General features: G+C 65.6%; 21 protein-coding genes, 2 tRNA genes and 1 pseudogene. 17 read left to right on the top strand and 7 right to left on the bottom strand.

Features of this window, described 5'->3' with window-relative positions; translation table 11 throughout:
* The first annotated feature begins 70 nt into the window (after positions 1–70).
* Together POS15_RS10360 and POS15_RS10355 are read left to right on the top strand one after the other, a co-directional pair.
* Positions 71–706, top strand: coding sequence for a glutathione S-transferase N-terminal domain-containing protein (locus POS15_RS10360; protein WP_019186262.1), 636 nt, complete (start codon positions 71–73; stop codon positions 704–706).
* A gap of 165 nt (positions 707–871) precedes the next feature.
* Positions 872–1315 (top strand): ClpXP protease specificity-enhancing factor, encoded by a 444-nt coding sequence (locus tag POS15_RS10355; RefSeq protein WP_019186263.1) that lies wholly within the window; start codon positions 872–874, stop codon positions 1313–1315.
* 178 nt (positions 1316–1493) lie between these two features.
* On the opposite strand, the gene POS15_RS10350 is transcribed toward POS15_RS10355, so the two are convergent.
* From POS15_RS10350 to POS15_RS10335, 4 genes are all read right to left on the bottom strand, one after another.
* Positions 1494–1850 (bottom strand): DUF3301 domain-containing protein, encoded by a 357-nt coding sequence (locus POS15_RS10350; protein ID WP_019186192.1) that lies wholly within the window; start codon positions 1848–1850, stop codon positions 1494–1496.
* Positions 1851–1934: 84 nt separating this feature from the next.
* Entirely contained in the window at positions 1935–2984 is a 1050-nt protein-coding gene (locus POS15_RS10345) for a DUF2272 domain-containing protein (RefSeq protein WP_019186191.1), read from the bottom strand.
* A 95-nt stretch (positions 2985–3079) separates the two neighbouring features.
* On the bottom strand, positions 3080–3937 hold the full coding sequence (gene nadC / locus POS15_RS10340) for a carboxylating nicotinate-nucleotide diphosphorylase (protein WP_284128110.1): 858 nt from the start codon (positions 3935–3937) through the stop codon (positions 3080–3082).
* Positions 3934–4203, bottom strand: coding sequence for a Trm112 family protein (locus POS15_RS10335; protein ID WP_019186189.1), 270 nt, complete (start codon positions 4201–4203; stop codon positions 3934–3936). Before POS15_RS10335 ends, nadC begins: the two co-directional genes overlap by 4 nt.
* Before the next feature lie 59 nt (positions 4204–4262).
* On the opposite strand from POS15_RS10335, the gene purE reads away from it, so the two are divergent.
* Entirely contained in the window at positions 4263–4766 is a 504-nt protein-coding gene (gene purE / locus POS15_RS10330) for a 5-(carboxyamino)imidazole ribonucleotide mutase (protein WP_019186188.1), read from the top strand.
* On the top strand, positions 4763–5911 hold the full coding sequence (locus tag POS15_RS10325) for a 5-(carboxyamino)imidazole ribonucleotide synthase (RefSeq protein WP_284128109.1): 1149 nt from the start codon (positions 4763–4765) through the stop codon (positions 5909–5911). The genes purE and POS15_RS10325 overlap by 4 nt, the downstream gene beginning before the upstream one ends.
* Before the next feature lie 125 nt (positions 5912–6036).
* On the opposite strand, the gene POS15_RS10320 is transcribed toward POS15_RS10325, so the two are convergent.
* On the bottom strand, positions 6037–6618 hold the full coding sequence (locus tag POS15_RS10320) for a Fe-Mn family superoxide dismutase (protein ID WP_019186186.1): 582 nt from the start codon (positions 6616–6618) through the stop codon (positions 6037–6039).
* A gap of 162 nt (positions 6619–6780) precedes the next feature.
* On the opposite strand from POS15_RS10320, the gene grxD reads away from it, so the two are divergent.
* From grxD to POS15_RS10260, 11 genes and pseudogenes are all read left to right on the top strand, one after another.
* Positions 6781–7101 (top strand): Grx4 family monothiol glutaredoxin, encoded by a 321-nt coding sequence (grxD, locus tag POS15_RS10315; protein ID WP_019186185.1) that lies wholly within the window; start codon positions 6781–6783, stop codon positions 7099–7101.
* Positions 7098–7838 (top strand): SDR family NAD(P)-dependent oxidoreductase, encoded by a 741-nt coding sequence (locus POS15_RS10310; protein ID WP_019186184.1) that lies wholly within the window; start codon positions 7098–7100, stop codon positions 7836–7838. The genes grxD and POS15_RS10310 overlap by 4 nt, the downstream gene beginning before the upstream one ends.
* Positions 7839–8270: 432 nt before the next feature.
* Positions 8271–11429 carry a TonB-dependent receptor gene (locus POS15_RS10305; RefSeq protein ID WP_037554124.1) on the top strand — a complete coding sequence of 1053 codons (3159 nt, stop codon included), beginning with the start codon at positions 8271–8273 and terminating at the stop codon, positions 11427–11429.
* Positions 11430–11727: 298 nt separating this feature from the next.
* Positions 11728–13116: a nucleotide 5'-monophosphate nucleosidase PpnN gene (gene ppnN, locus POS15_RS10300; RefSeq protein WP_026070247.1), complete on the top strand. Its 1389-nt coding sequence runs from the start codon at positions 11728–11730 to the stop codon at positions 13114–13116.
* A gap of 162 nt (positions 13117–13278) precedes the next feature.
* On the top strand, positions 13279–13794 hold the full coding sequence (locus tag POS15_RS10295; RefSeq protein ID WP_261997347.1) for a GspH/FimT family pseudopilin: 516 nt from the start codon (positions 13279–13281) through the stop codon (positions 13792–13794).
* Positions 13791–14273 carry a type IV pilus modification protein PilV gene (pilV, locus tag POS15_RS10290; RefSeq protein WP_019186180.1) on the top strand — a complete coding sequence of 161 codons (483 nt, stop codon included), beginning with the start codon at positions 13791–13793 and terminating at the stop codon, positions 14271–14273. The genes POS15_RS10295 and pilV overlap by 4 nt, the downstream gene beginning before the upstream one ends.
* On the top strand, positions 14270–15439 hold the full coding sequence (locus tag POS15_RS10285) for a PilW family protein (RefSeq protein ID WP_019186179.1): 1170 nt from the start codon (positions 14270–14272) through the stop codon (positions 15437–15439). The genes pilV and POS15_RS10285 overlap by 4 nt, the downstream gene beginning before the upstream one ends.
* 1 nt (position 15440) lies before the next feature.
* A complete protein-coding gene (locus tag POS15_RS10280; protein WP_284128108.1) occupies positions 15441–15959 on the top strand; it encodes a PilX N-terminal domain-containing pilus assembly protein in 519 nt (172 codons plus the stop codon).
* A 10-nt stretch (positions 15960–15969) separates the two neighbouring features.
* Positions 15970–19878: pseudogene (locus tag POS15_RS10275) on the top strand (PilC/PilY family type IV pilus protein); the annotation flags it as partial.
* Complete coding sequence (locus POS15_RS10265; protein WP_026070245.1) at positions 19838–20230, top strand: type IV pilin protein; 393 nt, start codon at positions 19838–19840, stop codon at positions 20228–20230. The pseudogene POS15_RS10275 and the gene POS15_RS10265, both read left to right, overlap by 41 nt.
* Before the next feature lie 68 nt (positions 20231–20298).
* Positions 20299–20375, top strand: a tRNA-Asn gene (locus tag POS15_RS10260).
* Between the two features lie 69 nt (positions 20376–20444).
* Here the strand turns inward: POS15_RS10260 and POS15_RS10255 are convergent.
* Positions 20445–20975, bottom strand: a complete 531-nt coding sequence (locus POS15_RS10255) for a GspH/FimT family pseudopilin (RefSeq protein WP_019183382.1) — start codon at positions 20973–20975, stop codon at positions 20445–20447.
* Between the two features lie 154 nt (positions 20976–21129).
* On the opposite strand from POS15_RS10255, the gene uvrB reads away from it, so the two are divergent.
* Together uvrB and POS15_RS10245 are read left to right on the top strand one after the other, a co-directional pair.
* Entirely contained in the window at positions 21130–23160 is a 2031-nt protein-coding gene (gene uvrB / locus POS15_RS10250) for an excinuclease ABC subunit UvrB (protein WP_019183381.1), read from the top strand.
* A 107-nt stretch (positions 23161–23267) separates the two neighbouring features.
* Positions 23268–23342, top strand: a tRNA-Val gene (locus POS15_RS10245).
* 84 nt (positions 23343–23426) lie between these two features.
* Here the strand turns inward: POS15_RS10245 and POS15_RS10240 are convergent.
* Positions 23427–24890 (bottom strand): MASE1 domain-containing protein, encoded by a 1464-nt coding sequence (locus POS15_RS10240; protein WP_284128107.1) that lies wholly within the window; start codon positions 24888–24890, stop codon positions 23427–23429.
* Positions 24891–24964: the final 74 nt, after the last annotated feature.

Here is a 24964-nt window from a genome sequence, read left to right as displayed (position 1 = left end):
GTGACGACCGTCAGCAATGGGCTGGCGGCGCCGATACGACCGGCGGTTACCGGACGTTGGAGAGCCTTTGATGGCGGCGAGCGTACGCATGCGGAATACCCTGACGCTGTTTTCCTCGAACGACGATGTCCTGTGCCATCGCGTACGGCTGGTACTGGCGGCCAAGGGCGTCACTTATGACTCCGTGCCGGTCGACCCGCAGAACCCGCCCGAAGATCTCATCGATCTCAATCCGTATCACTCCGTGCCCACCCTGGTGGAACGCGAGCTGGTGCTGTACGCGGCCTCGGTGGTCAGCGAGTACCTGGACGAGCGCTATCCGCACCCGCCGCTGATGCCGGTCGATCCGCTCTCGCGGGCCCGCATCCGCCTGGCGATGCTGCGCATCGAACACGACTGGGTGCCGCAGGTGCAGGCCATCCAGCTGGGCAACAAGACCCAGGCCGAGGCCGGGCGCAAACGTCTCAAGGAACTGCTGACCAGCGCGGTGCCGCTGTTCAAGGCCAGCAAGTTCTTCCTCAATCCGGAAATGAGCCTGGCCGACTGCGCGATGGCGCCGATCATCTGGCGGCTGCAGGCGCTGGACGTGCCGTTGCCGAAGGATGGAAAATCGATCGAAGACTACGGCAACCGCATTTTCCGGCACCCGGGCTTCATCCGCAGCCTGACCGATCAGGAAAAGAAGCTGCGCGATCTGCCGGTCTGATCTGCCGGTCTGATCGGCAGGGGCGAGTGCTGCGTGCGGCACGGCTGTACTGAACGAAATCGCGGTGCCGGTACGCGCCATGGCTGACCTGCGGGTGGGCGGGCGCGTACACTTGCATCAGGCAATCCGGATCAAGAGCAGCCGAGCACGGCTCGGCTCTACCACATGACAGAAGACACTTTTCGCATGACCAGCCACCGCCCGTACCTGTTGCGGGCCCTGGTGGAATGGATCAATGACAACGACCTGACGCCGCACATCCTGGTCGACGCCGGCATGCCCGGCGTGCAGGTTCCGCAGAGCGCGGTCAAGGACGGTCGCGTCGTGCTGAACATCGCCGAGCGCGCCGTGGTACGCCTGCATATCGACAATGAGAGCGTGAGCTTCTCGGCCCGTTTCTCCGGCACCAGTTACCCCGTGCAGGTGCCGATCTCGGCCGTGCTGGCGGTGTACGCCCGCGAGACCGGGCAGGGCATGGCGCTGCCCGATGACATCCCTGGCCATGAGCCGGGCCCGGACGACGAGCTGCCGCCGGACGATTCACCGACCCCGCCGGACGACGCACCGCCCAAGCCCAGCGGTCGCCCGCATCTGCGGGTGGTCAAATAAGACAGACGATGGCCGCCGCAAGGCGGCCATTTTCATGGGTAGAGCCGACCGTTGGTCGGCTGCTCTCCGCGCCCATCAACGGCAACGACCCGGTAGAGCCGACCGTTGGTCGGCTGCTCTCCACGCCCATTGACGGCCACGGCCAACCGCAGCCGACCAACGGTCGGCTCTACCGGGGTCAGACGTCTTCGGCGTCGCGGGTATCGATATCGCGCCGGATCTCGCTGATCCGCGCCGCCGACGGCCCCACGAAGGTGATCAGCTGATCGCCGCGCAGCACCATGCGCCCGCTGTGGCGGTCCACGCCATCGTGCGAGTACTCGAACTTGAAGGTGCGCTCCCAGCCCAGCCAGCCATTGTCCTTGCGGCATACGCGCAGGCCGGTGGCATGCACGCTCTGGTCCAGCCACTGCACGTCGGCTGCGCGGCAGGCGTTGCGCCCGAGCACGCCGGCGCGTTCGGCGGCGGCACGCGAGGAATTCCAGAAGGCGTAGGCGAACGCGCCGGCAATCATCAACAGGATCAAACTGGGCATCGGTGACTCGGCGCGGTCAGGGAGGTCGGTGACTCCAAGATGGCGACGAACGCGGCGCGGATCAAGCCATGCGCCTGATCATGATCAGGGTGTGCGGGGTGGCGGGACCGGCGGGCGGGGCGGCACCACGGTGGGGGCCCGCATCGGTGCCTGGGAAGCCGGCGATGCCATCGGCGGTGCCGTGGCACCAGTACCGGCAGCGGGCGGGGTCACCGGGTCCGGGGTGACCGTCGGCATCGGCGCGGGCGCGGTGGCCACCAGTTTCAGCAGGGCGGCCCAATCCTGGCGATTGAAGCTGCACTCCTCTTCGCGGCCGGGCGTGCAGCCCAGGTCCATGCCGTCGCTCGCCGTGGCTTTCGCCGGCGGCAGCTCGATCCGGCCACTGCGGTCCAGCGAGAGCTTGCGCATCGCCACGGTGTTCATGACGTTGCCGCCGATCAGATACAGCGTGCGGTCACCGCCCATGTTGGCCGCGATGACCACTTCGCAGTGCGATTTCCAGTGCGTGACCGAGCCGTTGGACAGCGACTGGACCAGGCCGCTGTAGCTCAGCGTTTCACGCCGGTCGCGGAGGTAGCACAGCAGGTCGCCGGGTGCAGGCTTCTCCTGCGCGGGATCGGCCATGCGGTACGGACCACTGTTCTGGAAGGCGGCCCGGATATAGTCGATGTGTCGGGGCGAACGGGTAAAGCCGGGTACCGAGGCGCGGGTCATCACCCATGAGATGAAGGCCGCCGACCATGGGTTGTCGATCAGGAAAGCACGGCAATCGGTATCGGTATAGCGCGTACCCGGCGGGGCCATGCAGCTCGATGCGCCGGGTTGGCTCCCCATCGGCGACAACGTGCCGCTCTGCCGCCAGTAGCCGACCACGCGCTGCCAGGCGACCAGGCCGTTGTCGGCCAGGTGGACGTCCTCGGCTTCGGTGACGCTCAGGCTGGCCGCGCGTCCATCGCGGTCGATGAAGGGCCGATACCAGAGGCGATGTTCAGTGCAGGCAGTTCGGACGATGTTGATCGCCACCGGGCTGAGCCCGAAGCGCGGTGGCACATCGCAGACCTCGGCTGCGGATGCCTGGAGCGGCAGCAGCGCGAGCAGGGGAGACAGGCAGGCGAGAAGCGGCAGGCAGCGCATGCGTGCATTCCAGATGGGGGCAGACGCAGCCTCGCAGACCGCATCTGCCCATACCGTGAAAGCGGGGAGGCATCGCCCGTGGATCCGCACGCGCTTCAGCTGGGGGGCGGGCCCAGTTTCAACGACAGGTCGATCGCCTGCACGTGCTTGGTCAGCCCACCGATGGAGATGCAGTCCACGCCGTCTTCGGCAATCGCGCGCAGCCCGTCCAGGCCGACGCTGCCGGAGACTTCCAGCGGAATCCGCCCGGCCGCGATGCGCACGGCCTCGCGCCGGGTGGCGGCATCGAAGTCATCGATCAGGATGCGGGTGCAGCCCACCTCCAGCGCCTCGCGCAGCTGGTCCAGGTCTTCAACCTCGACCACCAGCGGCAACGCCGGCCACTGCACGCGCGCAGCCTGCACCGCCGCGGTCAGCGAGCCCGCGGCGCGGATGTGGTTTTCCTTGAGCATGACCGTGTCGAACAGGCCCAGGCGGTGGTTGTCACCGCCGCCACAGCGCACCGCGTACTTCTGCGCGACGCGCAGCCCGGGCAGCGTCTTGCGGGTGTCCAGGATCCGCGCGCCGGTGCCGGCCACCGCCGCGACGTACTGCGCGGTGGTGGTCGCCGTGCCCGACAGGGTCTGCAGGAAATTCAGCGAAGTGCGTTCGGCGCTCACCAGGCTGCGGTTGCGGCCCTGCAGGAGGGCCAGCACGGTGCCGGCGGCGACACGGTCGCCCTCGGCCACGCGCCAGTCGATCCGCACCTGCGGATCCAGCGCCTTGTGGGTCGCATCGAACCAGGGGCGGCCGGCGATCACCGCGTCCTGCTTGCACAGCAGGTAAGCAGTATCGGGGCGGTCCGGGAGCAGGGCGGCGGTGACATCACCGCTGCCGATGTCCTCGGCCAGTGCACGGGCCACATCGGCGGCCACCAGGGCGGCCTCGGGGGCCGGCACGGGGAGGTGGCTCATTTTTCCGGGAAATCGGCGATCTGGGCGGTGGCAATGGCCTCTTCGGCCAGTAGCACCGGGATGCCATCGTCCACGCGGAACACCTGCTTGCGGTCGCGGGTCAGCAGGGCCTCGCGCAGCGTCTGCGCCTGCGGGCTGCCATCGGCCTTGAGCACGGCGCCGCTGCCGATCGCGCGGTTGAGCGCGTCCAGGCCGGTGGCATCGAGCAGGGACAGGGGCTGGCGCGTATCGGGCGAGCACAGGAGGTCGAGCAGCTTGCGATCCATGGATTCTTCGTCTTGCGTGGAAGACGGCTAGAATACGTCTTTAAGGCAGGTGACGGCCAATGACCCTCAACCAAACCGCGCCGCTCGTCGGCATCGTCATGGGTTCCCGCTCGGATTGGGAAACCATGCAGCACGCCGCCCAGAAGCTGGATTCGCTGGGTGTTCCCTATGAAGTGAAAGTGGTCTCGGCGCACCGCACGCCGGACGTGCTGTTCACCTACGCCGAGCAGGCGGGCCAGCGTGGCCTGCGCGCGATCATCGCCGGTGCCGGCGGGGCCGCGCACCTGCCGGGCATGATCGCCGCCAAGACCGCCGTGCCGGTGCTGGGCGTGCCGGTGCAGTCCAAGGCCCTGAACGGCATGGATTCGCTGCTCTCGATCGTACAGATGCCGGCCGGCATCCCGGTCGCCACCTTCGCCATCGGCAACGCCGGGGCCTCCAACGCGGCGCTGTTCGCCGCGGCGATGCTGGCCTCGGACCAGCCGGCGATCGGCGAGGCGCTGGAGGCCTTCCGCGCCCGCCAGACCGAAGACGTCATGGCCCACGACGACCCGCGTCAATGAGCGTCAGGACCGTTGGCATTCTGGGCGGCGGTCAGCTCGCCCGCATGATGGTCTTGGCCGGTGCGCCGATGGGGCTGCGCTTTGAGCTGTTCGATCCGGCCGCCGATGCCTGTGGTGTTCAGGTGGCACCGCTGCAGGTGGCCGCGTTCGACGATGAGGCCGCTCTGGCTGCGTTCGCCGCCCGCGTGGACGTGGTGACTTTCGATTTCGAGAACGTGCCGGCGCGCAGCGCCAAGTTCCTGGCCGAGCGCGTGCCCGTGCATCCCCGTCCGGATGCGCTGGCCGTGGCCCAGGATCGGCTCAGCGAGAAGACCCTGTTCCAGTCGCTGGGCATCCCGCTGCCAGCCTTCGCCGATATCCGCAGCCGTGACGAACTGGCCGCCAAGGTCGCCGAGTTCGGCATGCCCTGCATCATCAAGACCCGCCGCCTGGGCTATGACGGCAAGGGCCAGTTCCGGATCCGCAGCGCCGCCGATATCGACGCGGCCTGGGACACCCTCGGCAGCCAGGTCGAAAAGACCGGCCTGATCCTGGAGGGTTTCGTCGCCTTCGATCGCGAGGTCAGCGTGGTGGCGGTACGGGCGCAGGACGGCGAGTTCCGCGCCTGGCCGATCACCGGCAACTGGCACGTCAACGGCGTGCTCTCGGCCAGCCTGGCCCCGGCGCAGCTTTCAGCGGCGCAGCACGAGGCGGCCATCGGCTACGCGCGCACCCTGGCCGAGCGGCTGGACTATGTCGGCGTGTTCGCGCTGGAGCTGTTCTGCCGTGGCGATGAGCTGCTGGCCAACGAGATGGCCCCGCGCGTGCACAACTCCGGCCACTGGACCATCGAAGGCAGCGAGACCTCGCAGTTCGAAAACCACCTGCGCGCCGTGCTGGGCCTGCCGCTGGGCGATACGCGCATGCTGGGTCATGCCTGCATGCTCAACTGGATCGGGCAGATGCCGGAGGCCAACGCCGTGCTCGCCCAGGCCAGCGGCCATTGGCACGATTACGGCAAGCAGTCCCGGGACGGGCGCAAGGTTGGCCATGCCACGCTGCGTGATGACGATGCGGCGGTGCTGGCCGATGCATTGGAACGCGTCGGTGGGCAGCTTGATCGCGGCGAGCAGGTCGCGCCGGTGATCGAGATCCTTCGCGGTTAGAGGTCCGGTAGTGCCGGCCGCTGGCCGGCGCTGGCGGTGCAAGGTACAAGGGGAGCCGGCCAGCGGCCGGCACTACCTGCCAGGGTGACCGGGACGCACGACCAACGGCCGTGCGCTGCCGGGCATCAGTCGCGCAGCTGCGCGGTAACGAAGTCCCAGTTCACCAGTTTCCAGAACGCCTCCAGATAGCGCGCGCGCTCATTCTGGTAGTCGGTGTAATACGCGTGCTCCCACACATCGCAGGCCAGCAGCGGGGTGCTCTCGCCGGTCAGCGGCGTGCCCGCATTGCGCGTCACCTGGATCGCCAGCGCGCCGTTGGGATGCTGTACCAGCCACACCCAGCCCGAGCCGAACAGGCTCAATGCCGCCCGGTCGAACGCCTCGCGCAGCCGTTTGGCATCGCCGAAATGACGGGTCACCAGTTCGCCCAGCCGACCCTGCGGCTCGCCACCGGCGCGCGGGTGCAGGCAGTGGAAATAGAACTGGTGGTTCCAGGCCTGGGCCGCGGCATCGAACAGGCTGCCCTGGCTCTGGCGGACGATGTCCTCCAGCGGGAGCTCGGCCAGTTCCGTGCCTTCGATACGTGCGTTGACCGTGTCCAGATAGCCGCGCAGGTGCCGCCCGTGATGCAGGTCCAGCGTCTGCGCCGACAGGTGGGGTTGCAGGGCGGTGCGGTCGTAGGGGAGGCGAGGCAGTTCGAGGGGCATGGGCACGACAGATTGGGAAGGGAAAGCGCCGCGCGATCACGGATCGGCATCAGTGTGGCCGATGGCAGGGTGCCCACCACGCGAAGGTAGGGCATACAATGGCGGCCAGGGAAGTCTATCCGACCGGTGAGGCCGGGTTGTCCCATTGGAGGGAGAGTCGTTGTGGCGGTGATGCAGCAGATCCAGTCCGAAGTCGAACGTTACCCCCTCGTGTTGTTCATGAAGGGCACTCCGCAATATCCCATGTGCGGCTTTTCCAGCCGTGCCATCCAGGCATTGATGGCCGCCGGCGCGATCGCGCTGCGCACGGTCAACGTGCTGGAAGAACCCGAGATCCGCGCCAACCTGCCGCGCTTCTCCAACCTGCCGACCTTCCCGCAGCTGTTCATCCACGGCGAGCTGATCGGTGGCTGCGACATCGTGCTGGAGCTGTTCGAATCCGGCGAGCTCAAGCGGATCGTCGAAGAGGCCTCCCAGCCGTGAGCGCGGTCCCGTCCGTGGTGGTCGGGACCGGATCGCTCGCCGATCGCGTCATTCTCATCGCCGGGGCCGGGGGAGGCTTTGGCAGCGCCGTGGCCGTGGCCTGCGCGCAGGCCGGGGCAACCGTGGTCCTGCTGGGGCGCAAACCGCGCCGCCTGGATCGCGTCTATGCCGCCGTCGAGGCGGCCGGTCCCGAGCCGCTGCTGTATCCGCTGGATCTGGAAGGGGCTACCCCCGACGATTACGCGACCCTGGCCGAACGCCTGCAATCCGAACTTGGCCACCTGGATGGGGTGCTCTACTGTGCGGCCGATTTCGCCGGGCTGACCCCGTTCGAGCTGGCTGACCCGGCCGCCTTCGCCCGCGCCGTGCACGTGAACCTGACCGCGCCGGCCTGGCTGGCCCAGGCCTGCCTGCCGCTGCTGCGCCAGAGCGACGATGCCGCGCTGGTGTTCACCGTGGACGACCCGGCACGGGTGGGGCAGGCCTATTGGGGGGGCTATGGCGCCGCCCAGCACGGCCTGCGTGGGCTGATCGCATCGCTGCATGACGAACTCGGCCGCAGCCCGGTCCGGGTCAGTGGCCTGCAGCCGGGCCCGATGCGCACGGCCCTGCGCGCGCGTGCGTTCTCGCTGGATGAGGACCGCACCGCCCGTGACCCGGCCGAGTGTGCCGCCGCCGCGGTCCTGCTGTTGTCCGCTGCCGGCGCGGCGTATCGCGGCCAGATTCTCGACGCCTGAGCGCGGCAAAGGCGTGGCCGCTGGCGCGAACCTGCCCAGAGCCTCCTGAATGTGCCCCGGGCCTCCTAAACGTTGCCCCGGGCTCCTTATGGGTAGTGCCGGACGCTGGCCGGCTCCCCAGCCAACCCGCAGAACGCCAACCGGACACCGCTGAGGCCCTCAGTAGCCCGCATTCAGCCGGTCACAATCAAATGTGAAGATGGCGTCATGATCCCGTTGTGATGGCGTGTGTTTTGTCGCCAAACCGTCACAATCCGAGGCTATCGTGTTAATCTAGTGTTAACCGTTGCGGCTGAAACCAGCTCGCGGCTAGGGAACCCAGATAAAAGTCCAGTCAGCCGCCAGCAAGGCTGCTTGGGCGCGTTTTTTTCTCCGCCATCGCCAATCTCGCATCGAGGCTACTCCCCAATGACCCACTCCCGTTGTCTCCGGATGTCCAAGCTCACGCTTGGTCTCGTGGCTGCACTTGCCGCCGCTCCCGCCTTCGCCCAGAGCACCTCTTCCGGTGTGGGCGGTCAGGTCACGTCGGCTGCAGGCGCGCCTGTCGTCGGTGCAGAAGTCACCATCACGCACACCGAGTCGGGCACCGTCAGCCGCGCCACGACCGATGCATCGGGTCGTTACAACGCGCGCGGCCTGCGCGTGGGTGGTCCGTACACCATCACCATCAACAAGCCGGGTGAAGGCACCAAGACGGAAGAGGGTGTGTACCTCGGCGTCAACCAGATCGGTACCGTCAATGCGGCACTGACCGGCGACCTCGCTGCAACGAACCTCGATGCCGTGCAGGTCACCGCCGTGGCCGCAGGCTCGGAAGTGTTCAGCGCCACCAAGATGGGCTCGGGCACGTCGATCAGCCAGGAAACGATCGAAGCCATGCCGTCCGTCGGCGGCAACATCCAGGACATGATGCGCCTGGACCCGCGCGTCGCTTTCGTTGACCGGGCTTCGGGCAGCATCAGCGCCGGCGGCCAGAACCCGCGCTACAACGCCGTCCGTATCGATGGCGTGTCCGCCAGCGACACCTTTGGCCTGGAAGGCAACAGCTTCCCGACCCGTCGCCAGCCGGTTTCGATGGAAGCCATCGAAGCCATCAACGTCGACCTGTCCAGCTACGACATCACCATCACCGGCGCCACCGGCGCTGTGGTTGATGCCGTGACCAAGTCGGGTACCAATGAGTTCCACGGCTCGGTCTACGGCTACATGCGTGACGGCAGCTGGTTCGGTGACAACCCGGGTGGCGGCAAGTTCAACGGTTTCGAAGACGAGAAGACCTACGGCTTCACGCTGGGTGGCCCGCTGGTGAAGGACAAGCTGTTCTTCTTCGCCAACTATGAGAAGTTCGAGCAGTCCGCCCCGGGCGCCGACATCGCCGGCAGCGCCATCGGCGCCGGTACCATCACCGATGCCCAGATCGCGCAGGCCCAGCAGATCTTCCAGGAGCGCTATGGCGTGTCGGCGGGCAGCTACGACGCCGCTTCGGACACCAACCTCGAAGAGTACGCGCTGAAGCTGGACTGGAACATCACCGACAATCAGCGTGCGAGCTTCCGCTACAGCAAGCTGGAGCAGGACAAGCTGCGCATCAACGGCTACGGCCAGACCACCGGTGCCTCGATCAGCTCGTACTGGTACCAGCACGACAAGAAGATCGAGTCCTACGTCGGCCAGCTGTTCAGCGACTGGAGCGACAACTTCTCGACCGAAATCAAGGCCAGCTACCGCGATTACTCGGCCATCCGCAATCCGTCGGCTCCGGGTACTCCGGCGATCCTGATCGGTTTCGGCGGTCTGAACTCGAACCGCGAGTCGGTCGCCAACCCGACCCTGTACCTGGGTACCGAAGCCAACACCCAGTACAACGAGCTGTACACCAAGACCTGGAACTACTTCGCCTCCGGCACGCTCACCCTGGGCGACCATGACGTGAAGTTCGGTGCGGATTACAGCAAGAACGAAATCTACAACCTGTACGCACCGAACATTGACGGTTACCTGGTCTACAACGGCATCGAAGGCTTCCGTAACAACACGCCGGTGGTCAGTACCTGGCGCAACCCGGTGGACGGTGGCGTGGAGAGCCTTGCGGCCGACTACGACTACACCACCCTGGGCCTGTTCGTGCAGGACACGTGGTACGTCAACAACAACCTGACCCTGACCCTGGGCGTGCGTGCGGACAAGTACGACACCAACAAGGACACGGCCTACAACCAGCGCGCCAGCGAGTTCTTCGGTTACGACAACCGTTCGATCGGCGACAACGGCTTCCTGGTGCAGCCGCGCGTGGGCTTCAACTACACCTTCGACAGCGATCGCCCGACGCAGCTGCGCGGTGGCGTTGGCCTCTTCCGTGGTGAAGCGCCGCAGGTGTGGCTGGGCAACATCTACGCCAACAACGGCGTGAACTTCACCCAGGGCACCGATTACCCGTACAACAACCGCAACCGTCCGGCACAGCAGGTCGTGAACTTCGTCTCCGACGATTTCCGCACCCCGTCCGTGTACAAGGCCAATCTGGCGTTCGATCACGAACTGCCGTGGAACGGTCTGGTCGCATCGGCCGAGCTGCTGGTGACCAAGGTCAAGGATGGTCTGTACTTCAAGCGCCTGGAACTGATGCAGCCGAGCTACACCGGCGGTCCGGACGGTCGCAACTTCTACTGGGGCAACGTTGCCAACGCCTCGACCTCCAAGTCGACCACCCCGAGCTGGGTGAGCGATGCCGTGCTGCTGGACAACACCGACAAGGGCCGCACCGCGCAGTTCACCGTGTCCCTGGCCAAGCCGTTCAGCCCGGACAGTGACTGGGCCTGGAACCTGGGCTACACCTATACCGATGCGAAGGAAGTTGCCAGCAACACCTCCTCGGTGGCGACCTCGAACTGGAACAACAACTACATCTTCCAGGCCAACGAGAACGCGCTTGCGCGCTCGCGTTACGAGATCCGCAACCGCATCTCGGGTTCGGTGAACTGGAAGCATGCGTTCTTCGGTGACTACGAGACCCAGGTCGGCATGTTCTATGAAGGCCGTACCGGTCGTCCGTACAGCTTCGTGTACTCCAACGACATGAACGGCGACGGCCGCACCTACAACGACCTGTTCTATGTGCCGAAGGGTCGTGGCGACGTGCTGTTCACCGGCGGTGCCGCGATGGAAGAAGCCTTCTTCGCATGGATGGAGAACAATGCGCAGCTGAACCGTTACGCCGGCCAGGTGACCCCGCAGAACTCGGCTCGCGCCGGTTGGGTCAACACCTTTGACGTGCGTATCACCCAGCAGTTGCCGGGCTTCATGAAGGGCCACAAGTCCGAAATCTGGCTCGATATCCAGAACGTGGGCAACCTGCTCAACAAGAAGTGGGGTCGCATCGACGACTTCGGCTTCTATGCTGACCAGGGCATCGCCAACTTCCGCGGCATCGACCCGACCACTGGCAAGTACCTGTACGAGTTCCGTGCAGAGCGCCAGGGCAACACGAGCGCCACCGTGACCGACAGCGCCTTCGCCAACGCGGACGCCGACGGTTTCAACACCGGTGTGTCGCAGTGGTCGCTGCAGCTGGGCTTCCGCTACAAGTTCTGATGCGTCGGACCTAGTGGATGATTGAAAAGCGGCCGGGGCAACCCGGTCGCTTTTTTTTGTCTGTCAGGGCGGGGGCGGCTGGAGCGCCCCGGTCTCCATCGGCCGCCCCACTGAGTGTTGTGCTGGGTAGTGCATGCCTGTATATTCAGTTGGTTGCGCGGAAATCAGCGCAATTGCGACGGTCCAGTGCCCCTGTCGCGGTCAGGACACATCCAAACGGTCGGGTTTCCCGGCCGTTTTGCTTTTTAAGGGGGCAGCGGTACAGTCGGTAACCTTGAGGAAAGCGAACAAGATGGACATGACGATCAACGAAAAGCCGGCGCGTACGCTGCCGGTGCAGGACGCGCGGATCTACCCGCGCGGTGGGCTGGATGTGTTGTCGCGTGCTGAAGTGGCACGCCTGCGCGACGCCTCCGGCGGCGGCATGCACGAGCTGCTGCGCCGCTGCGCGCTGGCCGTGCTGACCAGCGGCAGCGCCTCGGACGATCCGCGCGCGGCGCGCGATCTGTATCCCGATTTCGATATCCAGGTGGCCCAGCAGGACCGCGGCGTGCGCATCGACCTGGTCAACGCGCCGGCGATGGCCTTCGTGGATGGCGAGATCATCCGCGGTGTGGCCGAGCTGTTGTTCGCGGTGGTCCGCGATCTGGCCTACATGGCCATCGAGATGGGCCCGGCCTACGCGGCCGAGCTGGAGTCGTCCGAGGGCATCACCAACGCGGTGTTCGGGCTGCTGCGCAACGCGCGCATCCTCAACCCCGGCGACCCGAACCTGGTCGTCTGCTGGGGCGGCCACTCGATCGGTCGTGACGAGTATCTGTACACCAAGCAGGTCGGCTACGAGCTGGGCCTGCGTGGCCTGGACATCTGCACCGGCTGCGGCCCGGGTGCGATGAAGGGCCCGATGAAGGGCGCCACCATCGCCCATGCCAAGCAGCGCAAGACCACCACGCGCTACATCGGCCTGACCGAGCCGGGCATCATCGCCGCCGAGTCACCGAACCCGATCGTGAACCATCTGGTGATCATGCCGGACATCGAGAAGCGTCTGGAAGCGTTCGTGCGCATCGGCCACGGCATCATCGTGTTCGCCGGTGGCGTCGGCACCGCCGAGGAGATCCTGTACCTGCTGGGCATCCTGCTGCGCGAAGAGAACAAGGACCTTCCGTTCCCGCTGATCCTGACCGGCCCGACCGTGGCCGCGCCGTACTTCGAGCAGATCGACCGCTTCATCCGCCTCACGCTGGGTGAAGAGGCCGCCAGCCGCTACGAGATCATCATCGGCGACCCGGTCAACGTCGCCCGCAAGATGGCCCAGGGCATCAAGCGCGTGCGCGAGCACCGCCTGGCGCAGAAGGATTCGTTCTTCTTCAACTGGTCCATCGAGATTCCGTGGGAGTACCAGCAGCCGTTCGTGCCGACCCACGAGGCGATGGCGTCGCTGGACCTGCACCACGGCCGTCCGCCACATGCCCTGGCGGCCGACCTGCGCCGCGCGTTCTCCGGCATCGTGGCCGGCAACGTGAAGGAAGACGGCATGCGCCGCATCGAGCAGTTCGGCCCGTTCGAAATCCACGGCGATGCGGACATGATGCAGGCCCTGGACGAACTGCTGCGCGCCTTCGTCGAGCAGCGCCGGATGAAGATCTCCGGCGAGTACCAGCCCTGCTACAAGGTCATGGCCTGAGGGTCTGACCGGACCGGCGGCGGGCAGGGGGCCGCTGCCGGTTCTCGATCTGCGTCAACCCATTGACGCCTGTCGCCTCCGGGCGACCGTTCGTCCTGCCGCCGCTTGCTGATCGGCGGCGGGACGTTCATCTTCTGTGTCATCAACGCTGGGGAGCGTTTCATGTCTTTGCGCCGGTCCAACGGCTTCACATTGATCGAGCTCATGGTGACCATGGCGGTGCTTGCCGTGCTGGTCGCGGTGGGGTTCCCGAATTTCCTGAGCGTGATCCGCTCCAACCGGGTGGTCGCGGCCAACAATGAAGCGCTGGGCCTGCTGTCGCTCGCGCGCAGCGAGGCGATCCGCAACAACAAGGGCGGCGGTGTCTGTGGCAGCGCCACCGGCACCAGCTGCGACGGGGACTGGAACAGCGGCATCCTCGCCTTCGCCGACCCCGACGGTAGCGGTACCCTGGAAACCGGCGAAACGGTCCTGCGCTACAGCCAGGGCCACCCCAGGCTGGTCGTGGACGGGCCGGACAACGTGGCCATCAGTTTCGACGGGCGAGGTCGCCGCCAGGCGCCTGCCGACCAGACGCTGACCCTGCGGCCGGACGAATGCAGCGGCCAACCGATGCAGCGCACCGTGACCATCAATTCCTCCGGCCAGGCACGCAGTGCCCAGGGAGCGTGCCAATGAAGCGCAAGCATCCTCGCCGCCTGCGCGCAGCGCCGGGTGGCTTCACGTTGATCGAGGTGCTGGTCGCCATTGTCGTGCTTGCTTTCGGCCTGCTCGGCTTCGCGCTGCTGCAGACCATGAGTGTGCGCTTCACCCAGAGCGCCAACTACCGCACCCAGGCGACCAACCTGGCGTACGACCTGATCGATCAGATGCGCGCCAATCGCTTTCAGGCGGCCTGGTACAGCACGGCGTCGTTCTCGCCCGGGACGGTGGCCGTTGCCGGGGCCTGCGGCCGGCCGACCGGCAATGCGGTCACCATCCAGCAGAACGTTGCGCGATGGCAGTGCCAGGTGGCCAAGGCATTGGGCGAGACCGCCAGTGCCAACGTGGCCTACGAAGATGGCAGCGTCACCGTCCAGATCGCCTGGGGTGACCAGCGCTGGGACAAGGACAAACCCGATGAAAAGACCACCTTCACCGTGACATCGCAGCTATGAGCCCTTTCCCGAACACACGGCGCAGGCAGTCGGGTCTGTCGCTGATCGAGCTGATGGTCGCGGTGGTGATCGGCACCGTGCTGATGCTGGGCGTCATCCAGGTCTTCATCGCCTCGCGCACCGCCTCGAGGTTGGCTGAAGGCGTGGCACGCACCCAGGAAAACGCCCGGTTTGCGATCGATTTCCTCGAGCGCGACATCCGCATGGCCGGCCACTACGGCTGCGTCAACGATCAGGCGCATTTCATCAAGGACGAGGGCGACCCGCGCCATCACTTCACGGCCGCATCCGGGGCCGGCAGTCCGCTGGATTTTTCGGTGGCGGTGCAGGGCTATGAAGCGGGAGGTACCGCGCCGGGCGATACCCTGACCCTGGGCGAGGCCTGGAGTGACGCAGGCAACCTGCCGTCCGAGATCGCCGGGCTGAATCCATTGGGGGGCAGCGATGTGCTGGTACTGCGCTTCCTGGCCGGTGAAGGCGTTCCGGTCACGGCCATTACCGCGGACAGCGGCGGCAGCGAATTGACGGTGGACACCGAGCGCGCCGCCCGGTTGAGCCAGGGCACGCCCGCTGCGCCGACCATGTTCGGCATCGCCGATTGTGCCCATGTCGACATTTTCCCGGGAAGCGTCGCCGGCGGCATCGTCACGGCGACCAATGCGGACCTGTCCAGGTATGCGCCGCCCAATGGGCAGACGCTGGTCTACCGCGCCGAGTCCATCGTGTACTACATCGGGGCCGGCGCGTCCGGCGAGCCAGCGTTGCGCCGTGCCCGCGCCAATGCGGCCGGCGCGTATCCGGCCGAGCTCAATGAGGAGCTGGTGGAAGGCATCGAAAACCTGCAGGTTCTGTTCGGCCTGGATTCGACCCCGGACATCAGTGTCGATGCCTCGCCCATCGGCAACATCACCGTGCAGGCAACCGCCAGTGGCGTCTCCACGGGCACCGATGCGGCCGCGGCCGGGCAGTGGCGACGCGTGGGTCTGGTGCAGGTCGGCGTGCTGGCGCGCAGCCCGCAGCCGGCCGATGCGCTGCAGGCCCAGCAGAAGGTGGCTCGCCAGGGCGCACTGGGCGTGGAGTTCGCGCCGTCCGATACCCGTGATACCCGCTACCGGGCCAGCTATGAAGTATCGGTGGCCTTGCGCAATCGACTCTATGGGAACTGACATGCACGCCTCCGTCCGCCCCGTCGTTCGTTCTCCGGCCCCACATCGCCAGCGTGGCGCCGTGCTGTATGTGGCGCTGGTGATGTTGATCCTGCTGGCGCTGATCGGTATCGCGGGCATGCAGGTCGCCGGCATGCAGGAGAAGATGTCGGCCAATTATCGTGCGAGCAATCTGTCCTTCCAGAACACCGAAGCGACCGTGCGCACTGCCGAGCATCTGGTGGAGAAAATCGCCAATCGTCAGGAGCTGCCCGATGGCAGCCTGATTGTCGCCGGCGACATCGATGCCGGCTGCGATGCTGCCTTCGACCCGTCAGAGTGGGGCAGCGAGCAGAGTTTCGATGCGGTTCCAGCGGTAACGGTCAGGCAGATCGATACCTGCGTGCCCTTCGGCACCGGCGTGGGCCTGGGCGGGCCGCGCGATACCCCCATTCCGATCTATCAGATCACCGGCTACGCCGCCGATGACGCTGAACATCCCACCTCTTCGACCGTGATCGACACGGTTTTCAAGCTCTGAGGACGCGCACATGGTATCGCGCAGGACCACACTCATTTCCGCGTCGGTACTGGCCGTTCTGGTCGGCGGCGGGGTGCTGACCTATCAGCTGATCGCCGCGCAGGGGCAGGGGACGCTGTCCCAGGTGCCGTTGAACAACCAGGTGCAGGCGCAGCCGGCCTTCATCATGACGGTCGACAACTCCGGCTCGATGACCTTCCAGACCCAGTTCCCCGGGGCGGATGGCCAGGCCTGCTGGAATACGTCGACCAAGAGTTTCTTCAGCGGCACCAAGACGCTCAGTACGACGGGTACCTGCGCCTTCTATTACGTGCTGCCGGGCACGCGCATTTCCGGCGCGTATTACGGCATTGCACCGTTCGACAAGTTCGGCTTCGCACGCTCCCCGACCTACAACCCGGCCTTCTACAACCCCACGATCAAGTATGAGCCGTGGATGCGCTATGACACCGCCCAGGAAAAGGTGGTCGATTACGCACAGGCAGCCATGTCCAAGACCCTGATAGATCCACGTCTGGCGGCGAACGCGTCCAATGCGGTGGATCTGACCGCGGCCACCACCGGTGTGTTCAACATGGTCGATGGAATGGTGGTGCCCCAGGGCACTGTCTTCGCGGCGAACGGGAAGGACGGAACGCCCTACGCGGCCAACAAGGACTACGTCTGGAACACCCAGGATTTCTACAAGGTCAACAAAAATCAACCAACGCGATACGACGCGACCTTCACCTACGTTCCAGCCACGTTCTTTCTTCCGTTCACGGGGAAGAGCGATCCGGTTCCGGAGTTGGCCGGGAGCCCCGGCGCCTACACGGCGGTAGCGCGCACGGAGGCCGCCAATGCCTGTGGCACGGGTTGCACGATGTGGAAGTACACGATCAAGAGCACCGACGGCGTCGCGCTGCAGAACTTCGCCAACTGGTTCTCCTACTACGGCAACCGCAACCGCTCCATGATCGCCGGCATGACCCGATCCATGGCGACGGTGGACAACCTGCGCGTGGGCTATTTCAAGATCAACGACAACGCCGACTACGACATGAGCGACAAGGGTGCGGCGTTGCCCATCCGCGATCTGGGTACCAAGGACGACAAGCGTGCGTTGTACGCCGACATGATCGCGTTGAACGCCTCGGGCAGTACACCCAATCGCCAGGCGGTGAAGGCGGCGGCCACCCAGTTCACCCGGACCGATGATCAGGCGCCGGTGCAGCTGGCTTGCCAGAAAAACGCCGTCATGCTGTTCACCGATGGCTACAGCAACCTTGATGGCCCGGAGGTCGCCAATGCGAATGGCGACGGCAACATGGGCATTCCGTTCAAGGATGTCCACGCCAATACGATGGCCGATATCGCGGCTTCGTACTACATCAACAAGGAGGGCAAATCCCCACTGCGTCCGGATCTCGCGCCCGGGCTGGTGCCGGTGCCGGAGGCCTGCAACACGGCCAACCCGGATCCGCGCCTGGATTGCCAGAAGAACCTGCACGTCAATTTCTACGGCATCACCCTGGGGGGACGCGGCAAGCTGTTCAACCCCGATATCGTCCAGGACCCGTATACCAACGCCTCCATCTACAACAACTGGCCACAGCGCGAGAACGGTGCGATCAGCACCATCGATGATATCTGGCATGCCGCCGTCAACACGCGTGGCGAGTTCATCAACGCGCGTACCCCGGCCGACATCACCCAGGCCATGCGCCGCGTGCTGTCGTCGGTGACGGCCGGTGCATCTTCCTCGGGCAGCTACGCGCAGTCGGGCGCGCGCATCGGCACAGGCTCGATGGCGGTGGCGCCGTACTACGAGATCGCCAACGAATCGACCGACTGGTTCAGCCGCCTCACCGCGAGCCAGATCACCGTGGACCAGGCCACGCGCAAAGCGGTCTACACCACAGCGTGGGAAGCCAGCGCCAAGATGCCGCAGCCGACCGCGCGCAAGGTGTTCTTCGGTACGAACACCGACGTGCTTCCCTTCAGCAGCAACAGTGTCACGCTGGAGTCGTTGTGTGACCTGTCCCCATCGTTGTACCCGGGCATGGCCCTGTGTTCGGTCGGTGGGCTGACCGATCTCGGTGCGACGCGCGCAAACGCGGTCAGCTACCTGCTGGGCGAAAGGAGTCTGGAAACGCGGCGAGGGGGGCGCTTCCGCGATCGCACCACGGTGCTTGGCGACATCATCAATTCGTCGCCGGTCATCAGTGCCCCCATCGACGACTACGGTTATCGCGGGCTGGATCAAGGCCTGGGCGCGAGCTACGCCACCTACCTGGAAACCAAGCGCAGTGGGCGTTACATGGTCTATGTCGGCGCCAACGACGGCATGCTGCATGCCTTTGATGGCGGCATGGGCGTAAGCGGCACGATGGATAGTGGCGGCGGCGCGGAAACGTTCGCCTACATTCCCGCCACCTCCATGGGGCACATGGGCAACCTGCTGTTCCCGCTCGATCCGAACAATCAGGCCTTCCAGAAGTTCTCTCATCGCTACTACGTCGATGGTCCGGTCGCCGTGTCCGATGCGCGTATCGGCAACAGCTGGGGCACCGTACTGGTCGGCAGTACCGGCGCGGGCGGCCGCGGCGTGTTCGCACTGGACGTGACCAAGCCGGGCAGCTTCGGCACCGGCAGCCGCCTGTGGGAAATCAACGACCTCAGCGGGTCTGATGGCGTGAAGGCCAATATCGGCCATGTGCTGGGCAAGCCGGTCATCGTTCCGTTCAAGGATGCGAGCGGAACCGTGACCTGGAAGGCCATCTTCGGCAATGGTTATGGCAGTGCCAGTGGCAAGGTGGTGCTGTTCATGGTGGACATCGGCACCGGCTCCCCCAACATCACGATGATCGAAGCGTCCGAGACGGCAGGAACCCCGCCGGCTGGCAAGAATGGCCTGGGCAACATCCTGGTGGTCGACCGCTGGACCGGCAGCGGCCGCAACACGCGCGGCCGTGATGGCTATGCCGATACGGTGTACGCGGCCGACCAGAAGGGCGCGGTATGGAAGTTCGATCTGCGCGACACCAGTGCGAAGGTCTCCACGCCGCTGTTCACCACGCAGACCAGCACCAGGAATGGTTTGACCTACCGTCAGCCGATCACCGGCGGCATCAACGCCACCAACGGTGACCGCGGTGGGGTGATGCTGTTCTTCGGCACGGGCAGTTTCGTCTTCAACGAAGATGCCCGTGACGAATCGATCCAGTCCCTGTACGCGGTCCTGGATGCCTCCGACGAAATGCCTTCCCTGACGATGACCGCGGCCGATCTGCGGCCGTATACCGTGTCTGCCTCGGGTGATGTGCGGACGATGACGCCGGGCACGAAGCCCGCCGATTCGCGCGGCTGGCATGTCGACCTGCCGGCGGGCGAGCGCTTCCTCGCGTATCCCGCGCTGGCGTCCGGGGTGGTCTTCATGCCCACCTATGTGCCCAATCCGAGCACCAAGAGCTGTGCGTCGGATGGCTCCAATTGGCTGTTCGGGCTGAGTGCGCAGTCCGGTGCGCCGGCATTGTCGAAAATGCGCGCCGGGTCGCCGACCGGCACCAAGTTCGGCGCTGGCACGGCGGCGGTTCCGCTGTCGACCGGCGGCAACGCCCCGGTGAAGGATGTCGGGGTGCAGGTACTGCCGCGCCAGCAGCCACCCGGCAAGATTTCCGGCGACAGCCCAGGCGGCGGTGGACCGGGTTCACCTGGCGGCACGCCCCCCCGGTGGACCCGCCCGCCGAGCCCTGCCAGATGCTGGTCACCGCGGCAGGCGGCGTCCCCATGTACGTGCCGTATCCCTGTGGTCGCCAGTCCTGGAGGCAGTTGCAATGAGTCGTTCGTTTCCCGCCCTGGCCCGCGCCGGACGCGTACCGCCTGTCCCCGCCCGCGCGATGGGGGGATTCACGCTGATCGAGTTGATGCTGGTGGTGATCGTCATGGCCATCCTGGCCGGTATCGCATACCCCAGTTACGTCGAGCAGACGCGCAAGTCCAAGCGCGGGCAGGTCAAGGCCGACCTGGTCGAGTACGCGCAGCTGGCCGAACGGTTCCACACCACGCAGAACACCTATGAAGGGTTCACGCTGCCCGGCGGTGGGAACTCGGTCAGCTCGCCGCGCGAAGGGGGTACGGCCGCCTACAGTGTCGGGTTCGTCGGCACCCAGTCCACGTTCACGCTGACCGCGACCGCACAGGGAAACCAGGCCAAGGACAAGTGTGGCGACCTCGGCATCAACCAGGCCAACGTCAAGACCAGTGGGGGCACGCTCTCCGAGTGCTGGTGACATGACGGACGGCGGCATGCACAAGGGTGTTGCCCTCCGCGCGAGTGCCCCGTACAATGCGCCTCCCCGCCCGAATAGCTCAGCCGGTTAGAGCACTTGACTGTTAATCAGGGGGTCGTTGGTTCGAGTCCAACTTCGGGCGCCAGATTCTGCAGAAGCCGCGAGCAATCGCGGCTTCTGTCGTTTTCGTGCCGGCATTTCCGGCAGGCCTGCATCAGCAGGGCGCGCGGTCGCGCAGTCGCTCCGAGCGGGCGCGCCCGGCATTGTTGACAACCACCTTGCTGTGTCTTTGTCCTCTGGTGCAGATGGTGACCGTCAGGTTGACACCCATGCTGCTGCCGTCCGGACGAAACCGCAGCCGAGGGCGCCCGGCAGAGGCCGGAGCCCGCAGGGTCAGGCCGGTCTGCCCCGGGTAGTACTGGAGGATGTCTGCCTCGGCCGGTTGTGGCTGGCGACGGGGATCGCGATACGTCAGCCACCCCGTGCTCCATTCCGACGCGCAGCGCCGGCCATCGTCACTGGGGCAGATGGTGACGATCTCGCGTCGTGTCACCGCGGCCATGCGAGCGCCGGCGAATGCCGAGTTCAGTTGCAGCCGCAGGGCATCGGCACGCAGGCTGGAGACGGTCTCGGCCAGGTTGGGTGCCGCCACGGCGACCACCAGCGCGAGGATCGCCAGGGTGGCCATCAGCTCCATCAGGGTGAGGCCAGCGCTTCGGTCACGCGGGCTGGGCCGGAGGCGCATGGGGCAGGTCATCCGTCAGCGGGGAGCCCTGAGCTTGCGCGCCGGTGCCGAGGCTGAATATCAGCCTGACCGGGCCCCAGGCATCGGTGGATTCCTCAACAGGCCGTCACCAACCCGGCCGTTATACTGAAGGCTTCCCGGCAGTGGCGGCACCATGAGCGATCGTTTCCAACTTGTATCCCCGTATTCGCCGGCGGGCGACCAACCGGCGGCCATCGAGAAACTGACCGCCAACTTCGAGGCGGGCATCGCCAAGCAGACCCTGCTCGGCGTCACCGGTTCCGGCAAGACCTACACGATCGCCAACGTGATCCAGCAGGTGCAGAAGCCGACCCTGGTGATGGCGCCGAACAAGACCCTGGCGGCGCAGCTGTACGGCGAGTTCAAATCGTTCTTCCCGCACAACGCGGTGGAGTACTTCGTCAGCTATTACGATTACTACCAGCCCGAGGCCTATGTGCCGTCGTCGGATACCTTCATCGAGAAGGACAGTTCGATCAACGAGCACATCGAGCAGATGCGGTTGGCGGCGACCAAGACGCTGCTGTCGCGCCCGGATGCGATCGTGGTGGCGACCGTCTCGGCGATCTACGGCCTCGGCGCGCCCGAGGACTATCTGTCGATGCGCCTGATCCTCTCCACCGGCGAGCGGATCGACCAGCGCGACCTGATCAAGCACCTGACCCAGCTGCAGTACACCCGCAACGAGTTCGAACTGCATCGCGGCACGTTCCGCGTGCGTGGCGAAGTGGTGGACGTGTTCCCGGCCGAGTCGGACAGCGAAGCGGTGCGCATCGAGCTGTTCGAAGGCGAGGTCGAGCAGATCAGCATGTTCGATCCGCTCACCGGTGAAAGCCTGCGCAAGATGATGCGCTACACGATCTACCCCAAGACCCACTACGCCACCACGCGCGAACGCGTGCTGTCGGCCGTGGATACGATCAAGGCGGAACTGAAGGTCCGCCTGGAGCAGCTGTACGAGCAGAACAAGCTGGTGGAAGCGCAGCGCCTGGCGCAGCGCACCCAGTTCGATCTGGAAATGATGGCCGAGGTCGGTTACTGCAACGGCATCGAGAACTACTCCCGGCATCTCACCGGCAAGAACGCCGGCGATCCGCCGCCGACGCTGTTCGACTACCTGCCGCCGGATGCGTTGCTGGTGATCGACGAATCGCACGTCACCATTCCGCAGATCGGCGCGATGTTCAAAGGCGACCGCTCGCGCAAGGAAACGCTGGTCGAGTTCGGCTTCCGCCTGCCGTCGGCGCTGGACAACCGCCCGCTGCGTTTTGAAGAGTGGGAGGAGCGCTGCCCGCGCAGCATCTATGTTTCGGCCACGCCGGGTCCGTATGAGCTGCGCGAGACCGAAGGCGAGATCACCGAACTGGTGGTGCGCCCGACCGGCCTGATCGATCCGGTGGTCGAGATCCGCCCGGTCGGCACCCAGGTCGATGACCTGATGAGCGAGGTCAACGAGCGCATCAAGCTGGGCGACCGCGTGCTGGTCACCACGTTGACCAAGCGCATGGCCGAGAACCTCACCGAATACCTGACCGAACACGGCATCCGCGTGCGTTACCTGCACTCGGATATCGATACCGTCGAGCGCGTGGAGATCATCCGCGATCTGCGCCTGGGCAAGTTCGACGTGCTGGTCGGCATCAACCTGCTGCGCGAAGGCCTGGACATGCCCGAGGTCTCGCTGGTGGCGATCCTGGATGCGGACAAGGAGGGCTTCCTGCGCTCCACCGGCTCGCTGATCCAGACCATCGGCCGCGCCGCACGCAACCTGCGCGGCAAGGCGATCCTGTACGCGGACAAGATGACCCGTTCGATGCAGGCCGCGATCGACGAGACCGACCGCCGTCGTTCCAAGCAGGTCGAGTACAACGAGCTGCATGGCATCGTGCCCAAGTCGGTCCTGCGCCCGATTACCGATGTGCTCGAAGGCGCGCGTTCGGAAGCGGCCGAGAAAGAGGCGCGCGGCAAAGGGAAGGGCAAGGGCAAGGGCGGGCGCGTGGCCGAAGAGGCGACCGATTACCGCACCATGGACCCGGCCCAGATCGCCAAGCGCCTGCAGGCGCTGGAGCAGCAGATGTACCAGCACGCACGTGATCTGGAATTCGAAGATGCCGCCCGGGTACGCGACCAGATCCGCCAGTTGAAGGAGGCCAGTCTGGGCTGAACAACACATCGTGAAATATCTTCACAAAAGTGTTGCGCTTTCCGGGGGGCATCCGTAATATACGCGGCCTGCACCGACGCATTCGCAGCGGGGCAGGGAAGCAGAACGGGCGGTTAGCTCAGCGGTAGAGCACTACCTTGACATGGTAGGGGTCACAGGTTCGAACCCTGTACCGCCCACCACTTCAGTACCTGGGAAACCACGGGAACAGGTGGAACAAGACGAAGCCGGCCAATAGGCCGGCTTTTTCGTTTTCTGGCGCCCAGTCAGAAGAAGCTCACGTTGCTGCGTGGAAGCGCGCGTGTTCCTGGCGCGCTGGCGTGTCGCTCTGCCTGGCAGCCACGAGTCTCCCTCAACACCAGGCGGATCCGGTTGCCTCGGCACTGCACGTTGCCCTGATAGGCCAGCGCGCGGGCACCGAGCGCCTGCCTGGCGAGCTCCACAGTACCGGGTGCCAGCGTCCGGTGGGGATCCAGAAGCCCGGCGATCACCACGATGCCCTGCTGTCCTCCACGTTGAATCGTGCGTGCGCGAAGACGTAGAGATCCTTTCTCTGCCGTCAGCAGGACCGCGACGACGTCTGCCATGCTCCGGAACGCCGCCAACTGCAGATCAAGGCTCAGATCACACGGGTCGCCCATCAAATGCGCGGGCAGGACGCGATCCGTCTGCGCCCAGGCATCGGCGATCGCGCCGGCCCGGAGAGCTACGTACAGTCCCGCGGATTCTATTTCGACGGGGTAAACCAAGTTCGCCTGCACCCGTAACGCACCCGATTGTGCGGCATGCAAGCGCTGGAGCTCCAAGGCCAAGCCGTCCTGGCCCTTTGCCGCGAGCGTATTTGCGATTTTCTGCAGGGACCGGTCGATGTCATCGCCGACATTCCGCAGGTACCAAGCGCGCTCGCGCCTGTCCTGTTCGCCGGCGACAAGCGTGGTCCTGGTCATGGCGATGGCGCGGCGCCCCAGCCACTCGTTCTGTCGGAAACGATGATAGTAGTGCGAGGTGGTCGCGCCGAGCAGGAGCAGTACAGTTCCAGTTGCTGCAAGAATCTGCTGTGCGGTGAATGCGGCGGGGTCATGGGAGCCTGGCAGGCCAGTACTATCCATGCGGAGCAGGACCATCAAGTTGACGCCGATCACTACCAGAGAAACCACAGCTGCCAGTGTCCAGCCACGCATTGATTCGGCAGCCATGCGCCTGCGTCGCCACATGACGACCAAGGGCGCGATCAACAGAATGCCCAGATAGTCCCCCACGGCATATCGCGCAGCGCCTTCCCAGGAGACGGCCACGTGCTGCGTGGGCATCAGTAGATACGCAAGGCCCTGATTCAGGGCGGTGACCACGATCGCCGCGAGCAGGGCGACCGAGAGCAGCCACGTGTCATTGCTCGACGCCATCCAGCGTCGATGCGTGTGCACGATCCCTGCGACAGCGGGCATTAGGCTGGCCGAAGCGACCACGGCCCAGGCGAGGCCATATTGCGGGATCAGCGGGTACCGCGCTAGGGCGAAGAAGGCGTACTCGCCCGCAATCAGGTAGACCCAGTAGCGCGGTGGGCAGAGCAGCAGGGCGGCAACGCGCAGGCCCGCAGGAAGATAGAGCTGGTCGACCGAAACATTGCGAGCTGCCCAGAAGGCAACGGCATAGCTCACCGCCAGCAGCACGCCACCGGGATGAAGGCGTACGTGCAGGTGGATGTCGCGTCTCAACCAGTCGAACGCCACGGTCGCCTCCTGTCGGGGGGCTGGATACCAGTCACCAGCACTGCTCGGACACTATCGGCGAATACAGGCTGCTG

The sequence above is a fragment of the Stenotrophomonas sp. BIO128-Bstrain genome, from assembly GCF_030128875.1.
Classification (GTDB): Bacteria; Pseudomonadota; Gammaproteobacteria; order Xanthomonadales; family Xanthomonadaceae; genus Stenotrophomonas; species Stenotrophomonas bentonitica_A.
Note: the sequence above shows the minus strand (reverse complement) of the source record. Positions and strands in the feature narration are given on the sequence as shown.